Genomic DNA, 19,791 nt, shown 5'->3' on the forward strand with positions numbered 1-19,791 from the left:
TTCGGATGGGGCGGCACACAGTGTATCGACGGATCGCCGGCTGTCGACCTGTCACGATTGACGGGCGGCAGGCGCTTCATGACACGGGATGACACGATCGAACCCGGATATCCGCGGATATCGAGCAGTCGCGGGGCAATGCGCCGTTGCTCAATATCCGGCAAGGGCGTAATAGATCCCGAGGCACGCAACGGCGATGAGCGGGAGCGCGATGACGATGAAGGCAATACGACCGATGCCGCGCAGGCGAGTCACGCCGACATACAGGCAGAGGGATCCGAAAAAGAGCGTCGCCGGCCAGTAGATGGCGCCGTAAAGGACCGGGATGACCCAGATCGGCAGGTCGATGCCGATGTCACTCATTCAGGATGTTCCGTTGTGTGTGGATGTGCGTTCAATCATGTTCAACTGGCGCCATGATACGGCTTGTCGGCTCCCGACGATTGCCCCGCATGGGCTGCGATCGCCGCAATCACTGGCCGCGTGCGCTGGCGTTGGCACCGTCGCTCCCGCTTCGCGCCCGCCTGCTTTCGTCCTGCGGACGGGCATGGCGCAATCGAGCTGGATGCGGTAACGCCGGCTTCATCACGTCACCCCGTTGCTGGCGGTTGCGGCCCAGTCGGCCGGCGAGCGACCCATGAAAAACTGGTTTCGCCACGTCGCTATGCCAAGATTGACCGCGCGGACGCTCACCACGTTGACGAGATCCTGCTGCCGCAGCCAGGTCGATGCGGAAAGCGCTGCGTGTGCAACCGCGGTCGCCCCGGCCCTGTTCAGCAGCGTCGGCGTGCTCGAGAGCACGGTGATGGTGGCGACCGCTTTCGACGTCTGGCCAGCCGGGCCGACCGCACGCATGTTGCCGATCCAGACGCCGCTCTGGATCACGCCCGGAACGGTGGATGTCGCACGCTGGATCTGACGGACGTCGTCCATGCGATCGTCATCGATCAGCCGCGTTACCGCAAAACGACTGCCGACGAACAGAAGCACGGCAACGCCGGCCAGGATTGCCCAGTGCCTCCGGCCAACCGGAGCGGTATCCTCGACGGGCACCGCGACACGCACGACCCTGCTGGCGGTGAGCAGATCTTGTATGGATTGGCGGCTCGGCCTGTTGAAAACGAGCAGATACAGCAATGCCATGCCCCAGAAGAACATGATTGCGCTGTTTGCGGTGGCGAGCCATTGCATGCCCGGATCGTGAAGCGCGGGCAGGTCGATAAAGCCGATGCCGCCGAGTATCAGCGGAACGGCGATCAGCGCGTACCGTGCCCAGGCGCGACAGTACCCGGGACCGGATGCGCCAGGCGCGGCGCTATCGGCAACACGGATCTTCATTAGCCGCTTGCCGAACGACTGGTGCCGATTTCCGCCTTCGAGCAGGCCAAAGTAAATGGAACCGATCAGGAAGCCGATCAGCCTTCCCCAATCGCCGATCGTCGAAAGGGCATCGAAGAACAGGATCGCGATTGCCAGCCCGATCAGTCCGAGAATGAATGAATCGATCGAAAAGGCGGCGGTTCGTCGCCAGAAGCCTGCGGCGCCGTGCGATTGTTGGTTTTCATTGCGCTCCATTGTCGTCGCCCCCGATGCGTTGTGGTCGTCGAGCCGTTCGGGCTCGTTGCGGCTCGCGGCCGCGGGATGGTTGATGCCGATGCTGCCCCGACGGTGACAGGCAGATCATATCGACCGGCTTGACGCGGAATTGCAAACTATTGTGAGCAATGCGCCACCGCGAACGCCCTTCATCCCGCGCGGGGCTTATCGGTGATCGACCCGAACGTGGCGAAACGTGCGCTGCCGGACGGATACCGCGACCCCTGCGAACGTATCGGCGCGTGCGCAGGACCGAGACGGGCACCAGCGGACATGAAAGGCCGGAAGCGATTTTCGTGGATTTTCGTGAGGCCGTCGAACGCGCGGGTCCGGTCCGACGCGATGGCCGCTGTCGCACGCGCGCCGCAAATCGGCGAGGAACAATGAAAAAACCCGCCGGCAGGCTGGCGCGTGCGGGCGGGCGAAGACACCTCGGGCCGACCGGCGCGGGTGTCGGGTGAAGAACGGAGAACCGGGTTGCGTCAGAACTTGTGGCGCAGCGCGAGACGCACGGCCACCTGGTTCGACGTCGACGACGGCGCGTCGGTGCCGGGGATGAACGCGTTGTCGAGGATCGAGTTCGTCTTGTCGCCGGCGATGTGCTGGTACGCGGCCTGCACGTACACGTCGGTGCGCTTCGACAGGTTGTAGTCGGCCATCAGCCCGACCGAGTGGATCTTCGGTTTCGCGTCGCCGGTCGACGCGTCGTACTTCTCGAGCGACAGCACGTACTGCGCGCCGACCATGAACGCCGGCGTGATCTGGTACGAACCGTTGACCTCGAAGTTCTGGTACTTGATCGCGCTGACCGTCGCGCCCGGTGCGATGATCGCGCCCGGCGTGCCGAGGTAGCCGTTGCCGGTCGGGTTCTTGTAGTTCGAGTTCGTGTACGCGAAGCCGAGCGTCGCGGGCCCGAACGTGTAGTTGATGCCCGCGCCGAACACGCGCATGCGCTCCGCGATGTAGCTCGCGTCGTTCGCGGTGATCGCGCCGGCCGAGCCGTTGCCCGGGTGGTTCGCCTGCAGGTAGGCGGCGCCGATCAGCAGGCCGTTGTTCTGGTATTGCGCGCCGAAGCTGTACGCGCGGTTGTCCGAGAAGTTCGTGCTGTTGCTGAAGCTGTATGCGCCGCCGAACTGGAAGCCGCCGAAGTTCGGGCTCGCGTACTTCACCGTGTTGTCGAGGCGGAACGAGTTGTCGGTGTTGTCGTTGTCGAACGGGTGCGCGAGCAGGTAGCCGCCCCAGTTGCCGTTGGCCGTGGTCGGCGCGAGATAGTCGACGACGGAGTCGTACTGGCGGCCGAACGTCAGCGTGCCGTACTGCGTCTGGCTCAGGCCGACATACGCCTGGCGGCCGAACATGCGGCCGCCCTGGTTGAGCCGGCCGGAGTTCACGTCGAAGCCGTTTTCGAGCTGGAAGATCGCCTTCATGCCGCCGCCCAGGTCCTCGCTGCCCTTCAGGCCCCAGCGGCTGCCCTGCGCGTAGCCGCTTGCCATCTCGTAGACGTGGCCGGTGCCGACGTTGTTCGTGTAGTTCAGGCCTTCGTCGATCACGCCGTACAGCGTGACGCTGCTTTGCGCGAACACGGGGGCGGCGAAGGTTGCCGTTACGGCGAGCGCCGTCAGGGTCTTTTTCATTGAGAGATCTCCGGGATATCCAGCTTCTTGTATCGGTTGTCGTGGGCGCGACCGGCGAGGTGCGCCCCGTCATCCGGGGCGTTTCCGGCGCAGCGCGCGCGGCGCCGGAAACGCGCGATGCGCGGCGGCGCCGGCGACCGGCTGTGCCGGGTCGTGTCTCCTCCGATGACACCGCGCATTCTTCCCAAGCCGAAGAGGAACCGGAAGCGAGTAATTTCGATGGATGGGATCGGGTTCGCCGATGGGGTCGCGGCCGGCCGTTTCGATAGTCGAAACCGTGTGCGCGGCGGCGCGCGCCAACGCCGGTCGCGCCCTCGCCGGACGGGGGCGCGACGCAGCCTGGCCGGGGCCGTGCGCAGGTGCGGGAGATCGGCCGGGAGGCCCGCCGGGCGGGCCTGGCGGGGCGCCCGAAGATCGATTGGCGCTGCCGATAGCCATGATCGGAATTACTCGTTTCCCTAAACATATTGGCGGCTGAAACATGCAGGCTGACCGGACGTGGCCGGATGCACGATTCGCCGGTCGCCGCGCATGCCGCGACGCACAAACAACAGATTCGATTTGGAGACGACCCACCATGCAGATTCGACGACTGAAAACGGTCCTTCTCGCCGCCGCGGCGATCCTGTCCGCGCCCGCGGCCCACGCGGCCGGCGGCGCGTGCGCCGACGGCAAGACGGTCCATTTCGCGGGCATCACGTGGGAGAGCGGGTCGTTCGCGACCGAAGTGCTGCGGCAGATCATGGAGAAGGGCTACGGCTGCAAGACGGACGTCGTGCCGGGCAGCACGGCCGCCACCGAAACGGCGCTCGCGCGCAACGACCTGCAGATCTGGGCCGAGCAGTGGACGGGCCGCAGCGAGATCACCGCGAAGGCTGTCTCGTCGGGCGCCGTGAAGCTGATCGGCGACACGCTGCCGGGCGGCACGACCGAAGGCTGGTTCGTGCCCGACTACGTGGTGAAGGGCGATCCGGCGCGCAACATCAAGCCGGTCGCGCCCGGGCTCGTGTCGGTCGACGATCTGCCGAAGTTCAGGCAGGTGTTCGCCGACGAGGAGGAGCCGGACAAGGGCCGCTTCCTGAACTGCCCGACGGGCTGGGACTGCGAGCGTGTGAACACGCGTCTGCTGAAGGTGCTGAAGCTCGACCAGTCGTACACGAACTTCCATCCGGGCACCGGCGCGGCGCTCGACGCGGCGATCGCGTCCGCGTACCAGCGCGGCGCGCCGATCGTGTTCTATTACTGGGGCCCGGCCGCGCTGATGGCGAAGTACAAATTCACCGCGCTGAAGATGCCGGCCTATAACGAGGCATGCTGGAAGACGCTGCGCGACGAGAGCAGCACGCACCAGTGCGCGTCGTCGTACATGGTGTCGCGGCTGACGGTCGGCGTGTCGAAGCCGTTCGCCGACGCGAATCCCGATCTCGTCGGCGTATTCGGCAAGGTGCGTTTCCCGATGGACTTCCTGAACCAGACGATCCTCGAGATGACCACGAAGAAGATCGACGGCGCGGCGATGGCCACGCAGTTCCTGAAGACTCGCCAGGACATGTGGAAGCAATGGGTGCCGGCCGACGTCGCGCAGAAGATCGCCGGCAGCCTGAAGGGCGCGTAACCTGCGCGCGGCGGCGGGCCCGCGCCCGCCGCCGCCGTCACGCGCCTTCGCGGCGCGACGGAGAATCAACATGAACGGCTTCTTTCTGCACCTGTCGATCGCCGACTGGGTGAACGGCGCGCTCGAGACTTTCGTCGCGCAATACGGCGACAGCTTCCATCACTTCAGCGTGCTCGTGCTGCGCTACCTGCTCGTGCCGCTCGAAGGCGCGCTGCGCGTGGCGCCGCCGTGGCTCGTGCTGCTGGTCGTCGGCGCGATCGCGTGGAATGCGACGCGCCGCATCGGCCTCGGCGCGCTCTTCATGCTGCTGCTCTACGCGATCGGCTGCTTCGGCCTGTGGGACAAGCTGATGCAGACGCTCGCGCTGATGCTCGTCGCGACGGTGCTGTCGGTCGCGATCGGCGTGCCGGCCGGCATCCTCGCATCGCGCAGCGCGTGGCTGCGGCGGATGCTGCTGCCCGTGCTCGACGTGATGCAGACGCTGCCGAGCTTCGTGTACCTGATCCCGGTGCTGATGCTGTTCGGGCTCGGCAAGGTGCCCGCGATTCTCGCGACGATCATCTATGCGCTGCCGCCGCTGATCCGCCTGACCGATCTCGGCATCCGCCAGGTCGATCCGGACGTGACGGAGGCCGCGCGTGCGTTCGGCACGACGCGCTGGCAGTTGCTCGTCAACGTGCAGTTGCCGCTCGCGCGGCCGAGCATCATGGCCGGCATCAACCAGACGACGATGATGGCGCTGTCGATGGTCGTGATCGCGTCGATGATCGGCTCGCGCGGGCTCGGCGAGGACGTGCTCGCGGGCATCCAGACGCTCGACGTCGGCAAGGGCACGCAGGCCGGCCTCGCGATCGTGATCCTCGCGATCGTGATCGACCGGATCAGCCAGGGCTTCGGCCAGGAGCGGCGTGCACGCCGCCGGCTCGCGCAGCAGCGCCGGCAGAAGGGCGCGTCGCGCGTGCCGTACCGGCTGCCGCGCAAGGCGCAGCCGGCGGGCGTCGATTCGAATCAGGCGACGCAATCGTCGCGGGCATAGAAACGGAGGCAGACATGGCGACCATCGACGTCAAACACGTGTACAAGCTGTTCGGGCCGCAGGCCGCGCATGCGCGCGTGCTCGACCTGCTGCGCTCGGGCAGGCGCAAGGCCGACGTGCTGGCCGAAACGGGCTGCAACGTCGGGCTCAACGACGTGAGCCTCGGCATCGAGTCGGGCGAGATCTTCGTGATCATGGGGCTGTCGGGCTCCGGGAAGTCGACGCTCGTGCGGCACTTCAACCGGCTGATCGAGCCGACGGCCGGCGAGATCGTGATCGACGGCAGCGACGTGATCAAGCTCGACGCGCACGGGCTGCGCGAGTTGCGCCGCTACAAGGTCAGCATGGTGTTCCAGAACTTCGGGCTGCTGCCGCACCAGACCGTGCTCGACAACGCCGCGTATGCGCTGCGCACGCGCGGCGAGAAGCGGCACGACGCGGCTGACGCCGCGCGCAACTGGCTGACGAAGGTCGGGCTCGACGGTTACGGCGATCATTACCCGGACGAGCTGTCGGGCGGGATGCGGCAGCGTGTCGGGCTGGCGCGCGCGCTGGCGGCCGATACCGACGTGCTGCTGATGGACGAGGCGTTCTCCGCGCTCGATCCGCTGATCCGCACCGAGATGCAGGATCAGCTGCTCGAACTGCAGGCGACGCTTGCGAAGACGATCGTGTTCATCACGCACGATCTCGACGAGGCGCTGCGCATCGGCGACCGGATCGCGATCCTGCGTGACGGCGCGCTCGTGCAGGTCGGCACGCCGGACGACATCCTGTCGCGTCCGGCGGACGATTACGTGAAGCGGTTCGTCGAGAAGCGCACGAGCGTGAACTGACGCGTCTTGCCCGGTCAGGCCGCGCGGTGCGCGGCCGTCGTCAGCACGATCTTGCCGACGTGCTCGCCCGAGTCGATCAGCACGTGTGCGCCGCGCGCGTCGTCGAGCGTGAAGGTGCGGAACACCTGCGGCTTGACCGTGCCCGCCGCGACGTGCGGCCACAGTTGCCGTTCGAGTTCGGCGATGAGTGCGCCTTTCTCCTCCGGTGTGCGCGAGCGCAGCGTCGAGCCGATGTGCGTGAGGCGCTTGGTCATCATCGGCCACACGTCGAGTTCCTTCGCCGGCCCGGCGAGCGCGCTGACCTGCAGGATCCGCCCGTTCATCGCTGCGGCCCGGTAATTGCGCGCGACGTAGTCGCCCGCGATGATGTCGAGGATCACGTCCACGCCCTTGCCGGCGGTGATCCTGTCGACTTCGGCCACGAAATCTTGTTCCTGGTAGTGCACCGCGTGATCCGCGCCGAGCCGCAGGCTCGCGGCGCGATGCGCTTCCGAGCCGACCGTCGTGATGACGGTCGACGCGCCCATCGCCTTGGCGATCATCGTCGCTGTGGTGCCGATGCCCGACGCGCCGCCGTGGATCAGCACCGATTCGCCCGCCTGCAGCCGCCCGCGCTGGACCAGGTTCAGCCAGACCGTCAGGAACGTTTCCGGCATCGCCGCGGCTTCGATCATGTCGAGGCCGGGCGGCAGCTTCATCGTCGTGAGGTGATGGGCGACCGCGTATTCCGCATAACCGCCGCCCGTCACCAGCGCGCTGACCCGGTCGCCCGGCGCGAAGTCGCGCACGGCTTCGCCGGTCGCGACGACTTCGCCCGCGATTTCCAGGCCCGGGATGTCGGATGCGCCAGGCGGCGGGTTGTAGAGCCCCTTGCGTTGCAGCACGTCCGGGCCGTTCACGCCGGCGGCGTGAACCCGGATCAGCACTTCGTCGGCTTTCGGCCGCGGCACGGGGCGACGTGCGGTAGCGAGGACATCGGGGCCGCCGGGGCGGGTGATTTCGACTGCCGCCATGTCGGCGGGAACGGGGGAGAGCGTTTCGGACATGTTTGCCTCGGAAAGACAGGTGAGTGATCGGTGAAAAAAGTATAGGCTTGGGCCTTGATGAATTCGCGCAGCGATTTTCACGACCACAGATGCAAATTTGCATCACACCGGGAGAAGGCGCTTGAACTGGGACGACGCACGGATTTTTCTCGCGATCCACCGCGAACGCAGCCTGCGCGGCGCCGCGCGGGCGGTCGGGCTCGACCAGGCGACGGTCGGCAGGCGGCTCGCGGCGCTCGAGCGCGCGCTCGGGGCGACGCTGTTCCTGCGCACGTCGGCCGGGTACGTGCCGACCGCGGTGGGCGAGGTGGCGCTGCGCAACGTGGAGAAGATGGAACAGTCGGCGATCGATCTGGTGCGGCAGACCCAGGGCGTCGACCGGCGCCTCGCGGGTGACGTGCGCGTGACGACGACCGATACGATCGGGCTCGAATTCGTGATGCGCGCGATGCGCAACCTGCACGACGAGCATCCGGACGTGCGCGTGCTGCTCAACACGTCGACGCAGGTGGAGAACCTGGCCAAGCGCGAGGCGGACATCGCGATCCGCACGATCAAGCCCGACAATCCCGATCTGCTCATGCGCCGGCTCGCGGCATGGCCGACGGCGTTGTACGCGTCAGAGGACTATCTCGCGCGGCATGGCGAGCCGACGCCCGGCACCGGCTTCGAAGGGCACGACCTCGTGTGCTTCCTGCCGCACCTGAATGCGCGCAACCCGCTGACGGTGGTCGGCGAGCCGGTGCGCGCGGGGCGGATCGTGTCGGGGCTGAATTCGAATCTCATGCTGCGCGCGGCCGCGCGCGCCGGGCTCGGGCTCGCCGAACTCCCGGTGCCGATCGCGGAGCGCGACGGGCTGGTGCGCGTGTGGCCGGCGCGCACGTCGGCGCGGCCCTATGAAGTCTGGATGGTCACGCACAAGGATCTGCGGCATACCGCGCGGATGAGCGCGATGATCGATCACATCGTGCGGGTGTTCGACGAGGTGGCGATGTCGGGCGATGCGGGGGATTGAATGTGAATCGAAGGACGGGATGCGGCACGCTGCGATGTGTCGGCGATCTGCGGGATCGGCCCGGGCGGGTGTGACCTGTTCGATGCTGGCGAGCCGGCCTTGGGGGCGTGAATAACGAACGGCGGCAGTGGTTTTACGGTGAACGAGAGGACTCGATGAATCGATTCAGTGTGGACGGAAAAGCGCTTGGCGATTGGGCGAAGTTTCACGACTACTTCGCGAGCGAATTCGGATTTCCGGGTTACTACGGCCGGAACATGAATGCATGGAATGATTGCATGAGCGACTATTGCTACGAGCACGGCATCGTGTCGCTGCGGATCGACGATGCGGGAGCGTTGAAGGAGCGCAATCCGGAGATTTTCGCCGCACTCGTCGAGTGCAGCGCGTTCATCAATTGGCGAGCAACGAAGGAAGGGGGGGACCCGTTGATCGTGTTGTCCTATTGCGCATAGTCGCGGCGCTGACGTTGCATCGCGTTGCATCGAGTTGCGTCGTGAAGCCGATTGCCGGAACGGCAATCGGCGAAAACGCAGCCGCCTCAATGCGTGACCGTTTCCCGTTCGCTTGCGCTCACGGCAGACGCTTCGCCGTGTCCCGCATCCGCCAGGATCAGATCCGCGCCCTTTTCCGCGACCATCATCGTCGGCGCGTTGATGTTGCCCGACGTGATGTTCGGGAACACCGACGCATCGACGATCCGCAGCGCCTGCAGCCCGTGCACGCGCAGCGACGCATCGACCACCGACGTCGCCGCGTCCGGCCCCATCGCGCACGAGCCGCACAGGTGGTAGATCGAACCCGACTGCTCGCGGAAATACCGCAGCATCGCTTCGTCGGAATCGACCTGCGGCCCCGGCGAGATTTCCTCGACGGTCATCGACTTCAGCGCCGGCGCGCGCATCAGCGCACGGATCACCTTGCTGCCCTGCACGGCTTCGTCGAGATCCTTCCGCGTGGTGAGCGCGTTGACGTGGATCTTCGCGGCATCTTCCGCGCGGTTCGACGCGATCTCGATCGTGCCGCGGCTCGTCGGCCGGCACGGGTTGAACGCGATCAGGAAGCCCGAATAAGGCTCGGGCTTGATGCTCGCGCGGTCGCTCTTCGGAATCCGGTACGACAGCGGGTTGAAGTAGAGCTGGAGGTTCGGTTCCTGCGCATCGTCCGTGCCGCGGAAGAAGCCGCCGGCCTGGTTCACGCTCATCGCGAGCGGCCCGCGCTTCGTCAGCAGGTAACGCAGCCCGATCTTCATCTTGCCGAGCAGCGTGCCCATCTCGTCGTTCAGCGTCGGCCGGTTCGCCTTGAAGTAGAAGCTCACGCACAGGTGGTCCTGCAGGTTGCGGCCGACGGCCGGCAGCGCATGCACGAGCGGCACGCGCCGGCGCGCGAGCAGCGCCGGATCGCCGACGCCCGACAGCTGCAGCAGCTTCGGCGTATCGACCGCGCCGGCCGCGAGGATCACCTCGCGCGCGGCGACGAGCGTTTCGTCGCCGTGCGCGCCTGAGACGACCACACCGGTGGCGCGCGTGCCGTCGAAGGTCACGCGCCGCACGAGCACGCCAGCGCGCAGCGTGAGGTTCGCGCGGCCCAGCGCGGGACGCAGGTACGCGAAGCTGCTGGAGCAGCGTTCGCCGTTCTTCGTGTTCAGGTCGTAGATGCCCGCGCCTTCGAACTGCGCGCCGTTGAAGTCGTCGGTGCGCGGCAGGTTCAGTTCGCCGCAGCCCTTCAGGAATTCGTGGACGATCGGATGCACGTCGGCCTTCATCGACGTGATGTGAATCGGCCCCGTCGCGCCGTGATGCTGCGGATCGGTCGTGCCGGCCGCGTGGGTTTCGAGCTTGCGGAAGTACGGCAGCACGTCGTCGTACGCCCAGCCCGGATTGCCGGCGGCCGCCCAGTCGTCGTAGTCGCTGCGCTGGCCGCGCACGTAGACCATCGCGTTGATCGAGCCCGACCCGCCGACCACCTTGCCGCGCGGGCAGTACAGCTTGCGATCGGCGAGCTGCGCCTCGGGCTCGCTGTAGTACATCCAGTTGTAGCGGCGGTTGTAGTAGGTCTTCGTGAAGCCGACCGGCACCTTGAACCAGAACGACGCGTCGCGTTCGCCCGCCTCGAGCAGCAGCACCGAGTGCCGGCCCGATTCGCTCAGGCGGTTCGCGAGGATGCAGCCGGCCGAGCCCGCGCCGACGATGATGTAGTCGTAGCTCATGTCTGTCCTTTGCGCTCAGCCCTTCGCGGGGGCGAGATCCTTCACGTCGACGGGGTGTTCGCCCATCTGCAGGTGCAGCCGTTCGCCCGTGTAGGGCGTGTGGCGCCGCACGACGTCCATGTCGAGCTCGATGCCGAGGCCCGGCTCGTTGGACGGGATGATGTAGCCGTCCTCCCAGCGGATCGGCGTCTTCACGACTTCGGCATGGAAACCGCCCCACGTCATGATGCTTTCCTGGATCAGGAAGTTCGGCGTGCAGGTCGCGAGCTGGATGCTCGCGGCGGCGCCCACCGGCCCGTTGTACAGGTGCGGTGCGACCTGCGCGTAGTGCACTTCGGCGAGCGTCGCGATCTTCTTCGCTTCGAGCAGGCCGCCCACGCGCGCGACGTTCAGCTGCAGGATCGACGCGCCGCCCGCCTGCAGCAGCTTGTGGAACTCGTACTTGGTGGTCAGGCGCTCGCCGGTCGCGATCGGGATCGACGTGTGCTTCGCGACCTGCGCGATCGCTTCTTCCTGGCCGGGGGGAACCGGCTCCTCGAACCACAGCGGGTCGTACTTCTCGAGCCGCTTCGCGAGCCGGATCGCCGACGACGGCACCATCTGCCCGTGCGTGCCGAACAGCAGGTCGGCCTTGCTGCCGACGGCTTCGCGCACCTTGCGGCAGAACGTCTCGCAGCGGTCGAGCACGTCCAGCGACAGCTGGTGGCCCGAGTAGGCCGTGTACGGGCCGGCCGGGTCGAACTTCACGGCGGTGAAGCCGAGCTTCACGTTCTCGGCCGCGCATTCGGCCGCGAGATCGGGATCGTCGTAGTCGTATTCGCCCTTCGCGTTCTTCGGGTACAGGTACGTGTACGAGCGCAGCCGCTCGTGGATCTGCCCGCCGAGCAGTTCGTACACGGGCTTGCCGGCGGCCTTGCCGACGATGTCCCAGCACGCCATTTCGAGGCCGCTGACGACGCCCATCATCGTGAGGTCCGGTCGCTGCGTGAAGCCGCTCGAATAGGCCTGGCGGAACAGCCGTTCGACGTGATGCGGGTCGCGGTTCAGCAGGTGGCGTTCGAACACGTCGTCGATGATCGGGGCCATCGCCTTCGGGCCGAACGTCGCCGAATAGATCTCGCCGACGCCTTCGATACCGTCGTCGGTCTTCAGCTTCACGAAGATCCAGTACATCCCGCCGACATGCGGCGGCGGCACGGCGACGATATGGGTTTCGAGCGAAACGATCTTCATGCGGACTCCTGGATTCGGTGAATGCGGGTGAGACGGTATTTGAGGAAGGCGGCCGCGCCCGCGCCGCAGAGCGCGATGGCCGCGATATAGCCGAAATAGAGCTGGTAGCCGTGCGCGCCCGGGAAGGTCTGCGTCACGTAGCCGTTGATCAGCGGCACGAACACGTCGGGCGAATAGCCGAGCACCGAGATCAGGCCGATCGCGAGGCCGGCGCAATGCGTCGGCACCTTGCAGTCGTCGAGCAGCGACCAGTACAGGCCGCGGATCGCGTAGGTGAGGATGCCGATGAACAGCACGAGCACGACCAGCATCGCCTGCGGGCTGTGCGCGGGCGCGGCGATCAGGCCGACGAGCGACAGCGCGGCGAGCACCAGCGCCCAGAACAGCACCGACACCTTCGATACGCGGTCGCCGAGGAAGCCGCCGCCGATGCCGCCGATCGGGCGCATCCACAGCTTGAGCGTCGTGATGAAGCCGGCCGCCGTCGCGCTGAGCCCGAAATTGCCTTCGTGCAGATAGGCCGAGAAGCTGTAGGTCGCCCAGAACACCTGGTAGCCGCAGAACACGATCGCGGCGACGAGCCACAGCTCGGGGATCGCCGCGAGCGTCTTCAGGTCGGTCAGCACGTTGCCCCGGCGGTCGCTGCCGGTGCGGCGCTGCGCGGCGGCCGCACGGTCGCTCGTGCCCGCCGGATCCTTCACCAGCGCGAGCAGCACGCCGAGCGCGATGCAGAAGAATGCGTACAGGTGCACGACGAGCCCGAAGCCGGCCGCGTCGGTGCCGCCGTGCGCCTGCGTCACGTAGGCGAACAGCGTGATCGCGATCGTCGCGAGCAGCGCCTCGACGAGCCCGCGGCCGCCGTCGAGCAGCCCGAAGAAGCGGCCCTGTTCGTCGGGGCCCGCGATCATGTTCACGCGCTTGATCACGGCGGCCCAGAACGTGAGGCCGGTGGTCAGCCCCCAGCCGCCGAAGATCAGCACGAGCGTGTCGAACGACGGCCCGGTCGCGTAGGCGAGCCCGAGCGCGCCCGTCGCGAGCAGCGAGAAGCAGATCAGCCAGCGCGGCGACAGGCGGTCGGCGAGCCAGCCGCTCGGCAGGTAGCTGACGAGGAAGATCGTGCCGAGCGACGAGTACAGGTAGCCGAGCTGCACGTCGTCGATATGGAAGAACTGCAGCATCGTCGGCTGGTACACCTGCCGCAGATACAGCATCGGATAGATCGCGCCCGCGGCAATCACGAGCAGCAGCAGTTGCAGGTAACGTTGCGCGCGGGAGTGCTGCGACGCGTGAGCGTCGTCGTGCAACGCGAGCGACGCGGCGGGCGTCGACGGTTGGGTCGGCATGATGTCTTCCTCCATCAGGCGTCCTCGAGGCGGACGCCTGCAGTTTTTTTATGGTCTGGTCGGGGCAGGGGCGGCGCGCGGCGTGGTGCGTTGGTGCGCGCGCCGGAAACGGTGCGTGGGTATCGCGGTGTCAGTACTTCATGACGACGAGGCGCGTCTGCGTGAATTCGAGCATCCCGTGCTTGCCGTCGTCGCCGCCGAGGCCCGAACGTTTCCAGCCGGCATGGAAGCCCTGGTACGGATCGGCCGGCGTGCGGTTCACGTACAGCTCGCCGGCTTCGATCGCGTTCGCGACGGTCATCGCGGTGCGGTAGCGCTCGGTGTAGAGCACCGACGACAGGCCGAACTGGTGGTCGTTCGCCTGCGCGATCGCTTCGTCGATCGTCGCGTAGCGCAGCACCGGCATGATCGGGCCGAAGGTCTCCTCCTGCACGATCTCCATGTCCTGCCGCACGCCGGTGAGCAGCGTGGCCGGGTAGAAGAAGCCGGGGCCGTCGGGGATCGCGCCGCCGGTTTCGAGCGTCGCGCCTGCCGCGATCGCACGTTCGACCATCCCGTGGATGTGCGCGCGTGCCGATCCGCTGACGAGCGGGCCCATACGGGTGGCGTCTTCCGCCCGGTCGCCGATGCGCACGGCCGCCATCTTCTCCTTCAGCAGTGCGACGAAACGGTCGTGCACGCTGTCGTGTACATACACGCGCTCGATCGCCGTGCAGAGCTGGCCGCAATGGGTCGTCTTCGACGCGACGAGCGCGGCGGCCGCGCGTTCGAGATCGGCGTCGGGCTCGATGATCGCGGGCGTCTTGCCGCCGAGTTCGAGCGACGGCTTCGCGATGTTCGCCTTGCAGTAATCGAGCACCTTGCGGCCCGCGTTCACGCTGCCGGTCAGCGTGATCATCCCGACTGCCGGGTGCGTGCACAGCGCTTCGGCCGTCGCGTGATCCATCGTCAGAATGTTGACGACGCCCGGCGGGAAGCCCGCATCGTCGGCCGCCTTCGCGATCTCGAACGCGGATACCGGCGTGTGGTTGCTCGGCCGCACGACCACGGTGTTGCCGGCGATCAGCGCGGGCGCGACCTTGCGCAGCAGCGTGTAGACGGGATAGTTGAACGGGATCAGGCACGCGACGACGCCGATCGGCTCGCGCTGCAGGAACAGGTTCTCGTCGGGCGTGTCGCTCGGGATGATCTCGCCCTCGATCCGGCGTGCCCACTCGGCGTGATAGCGCGTGATCTGGCCCGCGTAGACGGCTTCGTTCGACGCGTCCTCGACGCTCTTGCCGGATTCCTGCGCGAGCGCCGCGCCGATCTCGGGCGCACGCGCGGTCAGCGCGTCGGCGAAGCGGTGCAGGTACGCGGCGCGCTCTGCGCTCGGCAGCTTGCGCCACGCCTTCTGCGCGGCGGCCGCGGCGTCGACGGCGGCGAGTGCGTCGGCCGGCGTCGTGGCCGGCACGCGCGCGAACGGCGCTTCGGTGGCGGGATTGTGGACGACGATGAACGCGTCGCTTTCCGGGGCGACGAAACGGCCGTTCACGTAATTGCGTTCGGTGCGCATGAAGTGACTCCTCCGATGAATGCAGGCGGATCGCTTCGGGTGGCGACACGCGCGGCACGGGACAGAGGCCATTCTCTTCATGCGTTTAGCGCACGACAAACGACTTATTTTCGTGCCGGGCATGAGAAAAACGCACGTTACTCGGACTGTCGGCCGGAATCGCCCGTCCGGCAAGGCTGCCGTGGCGCGAGCCGGGGGAACGGACGCGGGGCGGGCGGTGGCCGGGCCGCATTTTCAGACGGGGCAGAGTGCGGACGGGCGTGGAAACCGGTAAGGTGTCGCCCGCGCGTGCCGGTCGACGGCGCTCGCGGTCGGTCGGGGCGGGGGGGCTGCTAGGCCAGCGGCACTTGCGGAAGCGGCGACGACGGTTCGAGGTGGCGCTTCGCGAGCCACACTTCCTGCTGCAGCCAGTCGCGGAACTGGACGATGTGCGGCAGGTTCGTCTGTTCGGGCCGCGTGACGAACCAGTACGACTGATGGCCGTCGACGTGCACGTTGAGCACCTGCATCAGTTGCCCGGTCGCCAGCTCGCGCGCGACCATGTGGCGATCGGCGATCGTGATCCCGAGGCCGTCGATCGCCGCGCGGATCGCGTGGTCGAGCAGGTCGAATTCGTAGCCGCCGCGCGTGTCGACGTCGGCGATGCCGGCGGCCTTCAGCCAGTGCTGCCAGGTCAGGTAGCGCTGGTCGTCGGTGGCGAGCACGTGCAGCAGCGTGAAGCGGTTCAGGTCGATCGGCGCGCCGTCCTGTCGCAGCCGCGCATACAGCGCCGGTGCGCAGACGGCGATATGCTGCTCCTGCATCAGCGGTGCGTTGTCGAAGCCGTCCCATTCGCCGTCGCCGAACCGGATCGCGCAGTCGAGCACGCGCGATTCGCCGAGACTGTCGTGAATGCGGGTCGTGAGGCTCAGCTCGAATTCGGGATGCGCGTCGCGCAGCCGGCCGAGCCGCGGCATCAGCCAGCGCGCGGCGAAGGTGGGCGGCACGTTCGCGCGCAGGCGGTTCAGATGGGTTTTTTCCTGCAGGCTGCGTACGGTCAGCTCGATCTTGTCGAACGATTGCTGCAGCGCGCGCAGCAGCACGCGGCCGGCCGCCGTCAGTTCGAGCTGGTGATGGCGCCGCTCGAGCAGGGTTTCGCCGAGCTGGCCTTCGAGCTGGCGAACCTGGCGGCTCACCGCGCTCTGCGTTACGTTGAGCAGTTCGGCCGCGCGCGTGAAGCTGCCGGTGCGGCCGGCCATCTCGAAGGCTTTCAGCGCGTTCAGCGCCGGCATCTTGCGTCTCACGGGGCGGTGTCGTGTTTGGTGCGGGATGCTTATTGTAGGCGGGCGGCGCGGGCGCGGGGACGATGAATGGAGGCGAAGGAGAGTGCGGGTCCTCGGGGTTTTTACGGCGCGGCGGCTGGCGCGCAGGGTTGCGATCAGGCGGCCCGCAGGATGGACGGCGGTGACGGCCGGCAACAGCACGAACGACGTGAACGATACGAACGATACGAACGAAAGGGACACACATCATGCGACGCCTGCCATCGTTGATCGCGCTGCGATTTTTCGAGGAGACCGCGCGTCACCTGAGCTTCAACCGTGCGGCGGTTTCGCTGTGCGTGACCCAGGGGGCGGTGAGCCGGCAGATCCGGCTGCTCGAGGAAGCGCTCGGCGCGCGGCTGTTCGAGCGCGATCACAAGGGCGTGCGCCTGACCGAGGCCGGCGAGCGCTTGCTGCCGTTCATCGGGCAGGCGTTCGACACGATCGAGCGCGGCGTCGACGAAGTCGTCGCCACGCGGCCGGGTGCGAAGCGGCGCCTGACGGTGTCGCTGCCGCCGACGTTCGCGACGCAGTGGTTTTCGCCGCGGCTCGGCACGCTCGCGGAGACGCTGCCCGACGTCGAGCTGTCGATCCGCACCGAGCCGGCCGACGATTGCCATTGCCACATCCGCTTCGGGCGCGCGGCGCGCACGGGGATGCAGTCGGAGCTGCTGATGATGGAGCGGCATGCGCTCGTCGGTGCGCCGCGTTATCGCGGCGATGCGCTCGACGTGCTGCTCGGCCGGTTGCCGTCGCTGCATGTGCTGCACGAAGGCAAGCGCCTGACGCTGTGGGCCGACTGGTGCGAGCAGGCGGGCGTGCCGGTGGCGCGGATCGGCGACGGCATCGAGTTTTCCACGCTCGAACAGGCGATCCGCGCAGCGCGCAAGGGGGCGGGGCTCGCGGTGGTCGACCTGAACATGATCGAGGAGGAGATCGCCGAAGGCAGCCTCGTGCGGCTGTCGCCGGTGCAGCCGATCGGGCCGTTCGGCTATTGGCTCGATGTCGAGCCGGAGAGTGTCGCGGTCGAGCACGTGCTTGCGTTTGCCGCGTGGGTGAGGGAGCAGGTGGGGCGGAAGGGGTAGGGGGCGACTGTGGGACGCGGCTGATCGGAATGTGGGAAAAATCGGATCGGTCCGCGCCGGTCGCACACCGCTTCCAACTTTGGTGTCCGTTAAAGATCGTTACCAACGGGAGACCTGTACGCTCGATGTCGAGCCGAGCCAGACGGCTTCTTCCCGTCGTTGCCGGCTACGCGTCGGGGTCGTGTCCGAAGTGCATGAGTGTCTCTCGGCGGCCGCTGGCTTCGATTTCGGCGATCGATTCGACTGGCAACTGGCACTTGGAGAGATCGATACGCCCGACGTTGAAGACGGCGCGTCGAGGCGGGGATGCCGGCATGTCGGCCGGTCGTATGTCATGCCCGGTGACGGACTGGCGCATGACGCGCGCCAGGCTTCGATGGAGTTCGTTTGCGACGAGCGTATCGAGGAGTTGCCTGGCTTCGGAGACGAGAGCAAGGCGATGCCGGTTCGCCGGCCGGCCCCGCTTTGCCATGGCGCGCGCGATCCGGAATCCGGCAATGGGCGTGTGCTTTGCGTTCATTCGTAAATCCCCTTTTCGATCAGGTATCTTTGCAGCGCCTGCGCCGATGTGCCGTGCGGTGCGACGTCGAATGACATCCAGCGATGTGATCCCGCCACACGCCAGAAATCTCGCCCGAATCGTGTGGCATAGAGCGCACGCAGCGACCGGAGCGATCCGTCGGCAAGACCGGCCGGGCGCCCCTGGAAATACTGGAACAACGCTGCTTCATCGCTGCACTTGTCGGGAATGGGCGCGTCGAAACCGAACCGTGGCCATGCGTAGTATCCGAGTAGCCGGCGCCCGCCCGGTTTGGGCGCGGCCTTCCGGCCCCCCGCTGCGAATGCAATGATTCGGCTGATGCCCAACGTATCAGATGCCCTGACGATGCGCCACAGCATCGCCGCGCCGAGTCCCGCGATTGCGTTGTCGACGAGATCGATCGTCTTGAGTTCAAGTAGGGATGTGTCCGATTCTCGACGCACCGATACGCGGTTTTCGGATCGGATCCAGGTGGTGTTCGTGACCGAGAGCGTCAACCAGCCTCTGCTGTCGAGATAGGCTTGAATCTCCGATCCGGTGGGCGCGCCGCACAACGAAACCAGCAACGCGTCGGGAACGTGACCGTCCACACCCAGCAACGCGGAAATATCGAGGCCGTTTCGTTCGACCGCGAGCCGGTCGTCGAAGTACGTCGTCTCGTACGGCAGGACATGACTGAGGTCGACAAGGCGGGCGTGCATGGTTGCGGTCGAAAATCGGAAACCCCCAGCCTATCGCCGCGAATCCGCCGCGCCGAGTCCGCCGAACGGCCAACCACGAGGCGGAACGCCTGCCGTCCCGCCCGCCTTACGACCAGTCGAACGTCAGCAGCGCCACGCGGCTGACCGGTTCGTAAAACAGGAGAATCCAGTCGGCGCCCGCCGCGCGATATTCCCATCCAGTCACGCCGGCAACGAAGCGAAAGCGCGCCCCGTCGGGGCCGATCGGCCGGATGTCGTCCGGATCGCTGTCGTCGACCGGGAAATCCGAGGTGCCCGACCAGTTGCCCCAGCCGACCGATCCGCCAAGCTGGTCGACGAGATTGCACGGCTTTTCCTGGCTGAAATCGCGCTCGGCCGGCGCGTACTGGTTCGACGAGTAGAGCACGCCGTATTCGGCGAACCGCTTGCGTGCGGTTTCGATGCTGGCCTGTTGTTCGGCGTAATGCGCCTCCAGTTCCTTGCGATAGCCTGCGTCACGCGGGTCGGGCGGGTTTTCCAGATAGAAGTAGCGCCGGTCGCCGAGCAGCGTGTAGCGGTTGTCGTCGTCGAGCCGGAACCCGATCCAGTTCGCGCGAAGATAGTCGTTGTGGTACGCGGCCGTGTCCTGCCCGACGAGCCCGTCATAAGGTTCGACCGGGCTGAGCAGGTGGATCCAGCCCTGCCACGACGGATCGACCGTCGACAGGTCGATCGACACGAGCGGATGCAGATGGCGCGCGAGTGCGGCATCGGCCTCGGCAAAGACGTCGGTGTCCGACGGGTAGACCTTCAGGCCGGGTTGTGGCGTGACGATGTCTTCAATCATGATCGGTGTTCGCATGGTGGGCGTTCGGCAAGGCTACACGAGTGAAGGCGAAACCCGGGTGAATGCCGGCACCGCCGCGGCCTGCCTGAATCCCGTTTCGTCCATTCACCCGATCGGCCGTGAAAGTGTTCGCGCCGTTCCGTCCGGAGCGTGTCTTATTGATAATAGTTGATAACCAAGGTACGCTCGGCGGATCGAATTCAATCCGGTCGGGAGGTC

18 protein-coding genes are annotated in these 19,791 nt (G+C 66.8%); 6 read left to right on the top strand and 12 right to left on the bottom strand.

Annotation, left to right across the window (positions count from 1 at the left end):
* Positions 1-150 precede the first annotated feature (150 nt).
* From APZ15_RS26440 to APZ15_RS26450, 3 genes are all read right to left on the bottom strand, one after another.
* On the bottom strand, positions 151-363 hold the full coding sequence (locus APZ15_RS26440) for a hypothetical protein (protein WP_034195981.1): 213 nt from the start codon (positions 361-363) through the stop codon (positions 151-153).
* Between the two features lie 222 nt (positions 364-585).
* Positions 586-1,575: an RDD family protein gene (locus APZ15_RS26445; RefSeq protein ID WP_027789914.1), complete on the bottom strand. Its 990-nt coding sequence runs from the start codon at positions 1,573-1,575 to the stop codon at positions 586-588.
* A 503-nt stretch (positions 1,576-2,078) separates the two neighbouring features.
* Positions 2,079-3,230: a porin gene (locus tag APZ15_RS26450; protein ID WP_027789913.1), complete on the bottom strand. Its 1,152-nt coding sequence runs from the start codon at positions 3,228-3,230 to the stop codon at positions 2,079-2,081.
* Positions 3,231-3,807: 577 nt separating this feature from the next.
* Here APZ15_RS26450 and APZ15_RS26455 point away from each other — a divergent pair.
* The 3 genes from APZ15_RS26455 (at position 3,808) to APZ15_RS26465 (ending at position 6,717) form a co-directional block, all read left to right on the top strand.
* Positions 3,808-4,845: an ABC transporter substrate-binding protein gene (locus APZ15_RS26455; protein ID WP_027789912.1), complete on the top strand. Its 1,038-nt coding sequence runs from the start codon at positions 3,808-3,810 to the stop codon at positions 4,843-4,845.
* A 70-nt stretch (positions 4,846-4,915) separates the two neighbouring features.
* Entirely contained in the window at positions 4,916-5,881 is a 966-nt protein-coding gene (locus tag APZ15_RS26460) for an ABC transporter permease (protein WP_027789911.1), read from the top strand.
* A gap of 14 nt (positions 5,882-5,895) precedes the next feature.
* Positions 5,896-6,717, top strand: coding sequence for a quaternary amine ABC transporter ATP-binding protein (locus APZ15_RS26465; protein ID WP_051363309.1), 822 nt, complete (start codon positions 5,896-5,898; stop codon positions 6,715-6,717).
* 14 nt (positions 6,718-6,731) lie between these two features.
* Here APZ15_RS26465 and APZ15_RS26470 read toward each other — a convergent pair whose 3' ends face one another.
* Positions 6,732-7,763 (bottom strand): NAD(P)H-quinone oxidoreductase, encoded by a 1,032-nt coding sequence (locus APZ15_RS26470; protein ID WP_049096431.1) that lies wholly within the window; start codon positions 7,761-7,763, stop codon positions 6,732-6,734.
* Positions 7,764-7,884: 121 nt separating this feature from the next.
* Between APZ15_RS26470 and APZ15_RS26475 the strand changes: the two genes are divergently transcribed.
* Both APZ15_RS26475 and APZ15_RS26480 read left to right on the top strand, forming a co-directional pair.
* Positions 7,885-8,778, top strand: coding sequence for a LysR family transcriptional regulator (locus APZ15_RS26475; protein WP_027789909.1), 894 nt, complete (start codon positions 7,885-7,887; stop codon positions 8,776-8,778).
* Between the two features lie 155 nt (positions 8,779-8,933).
* Complete coding sequence (locus APZ15_RS26480) at positions 8,934-9,233, top strand: barstar family protein (RefSeq protein ID WP_027789908.1); 300 nt, start codon at positions 8,934-8,936, stop codon at positions 9,231-9,233.
* Positions 9,234-9,319: 86 nt separating this feature from the next.
* Here the strand turns inward: APZ15_RS26480 and APZ15_RS26485 are convergent, their stop codons facing one another.
* The 5 genes from APZ15_RS26485 to APZ15_RS26505 form a co-directional block, all read right to left on the bottom strand.
* Complete coding sequence (locus tag APZ15_RS26485; protein WP_027789907.1) at positions 9,320-10,987, bottom strand: GMC family oxidoreductase; 1,668 nt, start codon at positions 10,985-10,987, stop codon at positions 9,320-9,322.
* A 15-nt stretch (positions 10,988-11,002) separates the two neighbouring features.
* A complete protein-coding gene (locus tag APZ15_RS26490; RefSeq protein ID WP_027789906.1) occupies positions 11,003-12,220 on the bottom strand; it encodes a mandelate racemase/muconate lactonizing enzyme family protein in 1,218 nt (405 codons plus the stop codon).
* Positions 12,217-13,563, bottom strand: coding sequence for an MFS transporter (locus APZ15_RS26495; RefSeq protein ID WP_034196096.1), 1,347 nt, complete (start codon positions 13,561-13,563; stop codon positions 12,217-12,219). The genes APZ15_RS26490 and APZ15_RS26495 overlap by 4 nt, the downstream gene beginning before the upstream one ends.
* Before the next feature lie 130 nt (positions 13,564-13,693).
* Positions 13,694-15,118, bottom strand: a complete 1,425-nt coding sequence (gene aldA / locus APZ15_RS26500) for an aldehyde dehydrogenase (RefSeq protein WP_027789904.1) — start codon at positions 15,116-15,118, stop codon at positions 13,694-13,696.
* Between the two features lie 332 nt (positions 15,119-15,450).
* Positions 15,451-16,389 carry a LysR substrate-binding domain-containing protein gene (locus tag APZ15_RS26505; protein WP_027789903.1) on the bottom strand — a complete coding sequence of 313 codons (939 nt, stop codon included), beginning with the start codon at positions 16,387-16,389 and terminating at the stop codon, positions 15,451-15,453.
* A gap of 239 nt (positions 16,390-16,628) precedes the next feature.
* Here APZ15_RS26505 and APZ15_RS26510 point away from each other — a divergent pair, with 239 nt between their 5' ends.
* Positions 16,629-17,504: a LysR substrate-binding domain-containing protein gene (locus APZ15_RS26510; RefSeq protein ID WP_027789902.1), complete on the top strand. Its 876-nt coding sequence runs from the start codon at positions 16,629-16,631 to the stop codon at positions 17,502-17,504.
* 166 nt (positions 17,505-17,670) lie between these two features.
* Here the strand turns inward: APZ15_RS26510 and APZ15_RS26515 are convergent, their stop codons facing one another.
* From APZ15_RS26515 to APZ15_RS26525, 3 genes are all read right to left on the bottom strand, one after another.
* Complete coding sequence (locus APZ15_RS26515; RefSeq protein ID WP_027789901.1) at positions 17,671-18,024, bottom strand: hypothetical protein; 354 nt, start codon at positions 18,022-18,024, stop codon at positions 17,671-17,673.
* On the bottom strand, positions 18,021-18,746 hold the full coding sequence (locus APZ15_RS26520) for a hypothetical protein (protein WP_027789900.1): 726 nt from the start codon (positions 18,744-18,746) through the stop codon (positions 18,021-18,023). Before APZ15_RS26520 ends, APZ15_RS26515 begins: the two co-directional genes overlap by 4 nt.
* 106 nt (positions 18,747-18,852) lie before the next feature.
* Positions 18,853-19,587, bottom strand: coding sequence for a hypothetical protein (locus APZ15_RS26525; protein ID WP_049096432.1), 735 nt, complete (start codon positions 19,585-19,587; stop codon positions 18,853-18,855).
* Positions 19,588-19,791: the final 204 nt, after the last annotated feature.

It is taken from the genome of Burkholderia cepacia ATCC 25416, from assembly GCF_001411495.1.
Classification (GTDB): domain Bacteria; phylum Pseudomonadota; class Gammaproteobacteria; order Burkholderiales; family Burkholderiaceae; genus Burkholderia; species Burkholderia cepacia.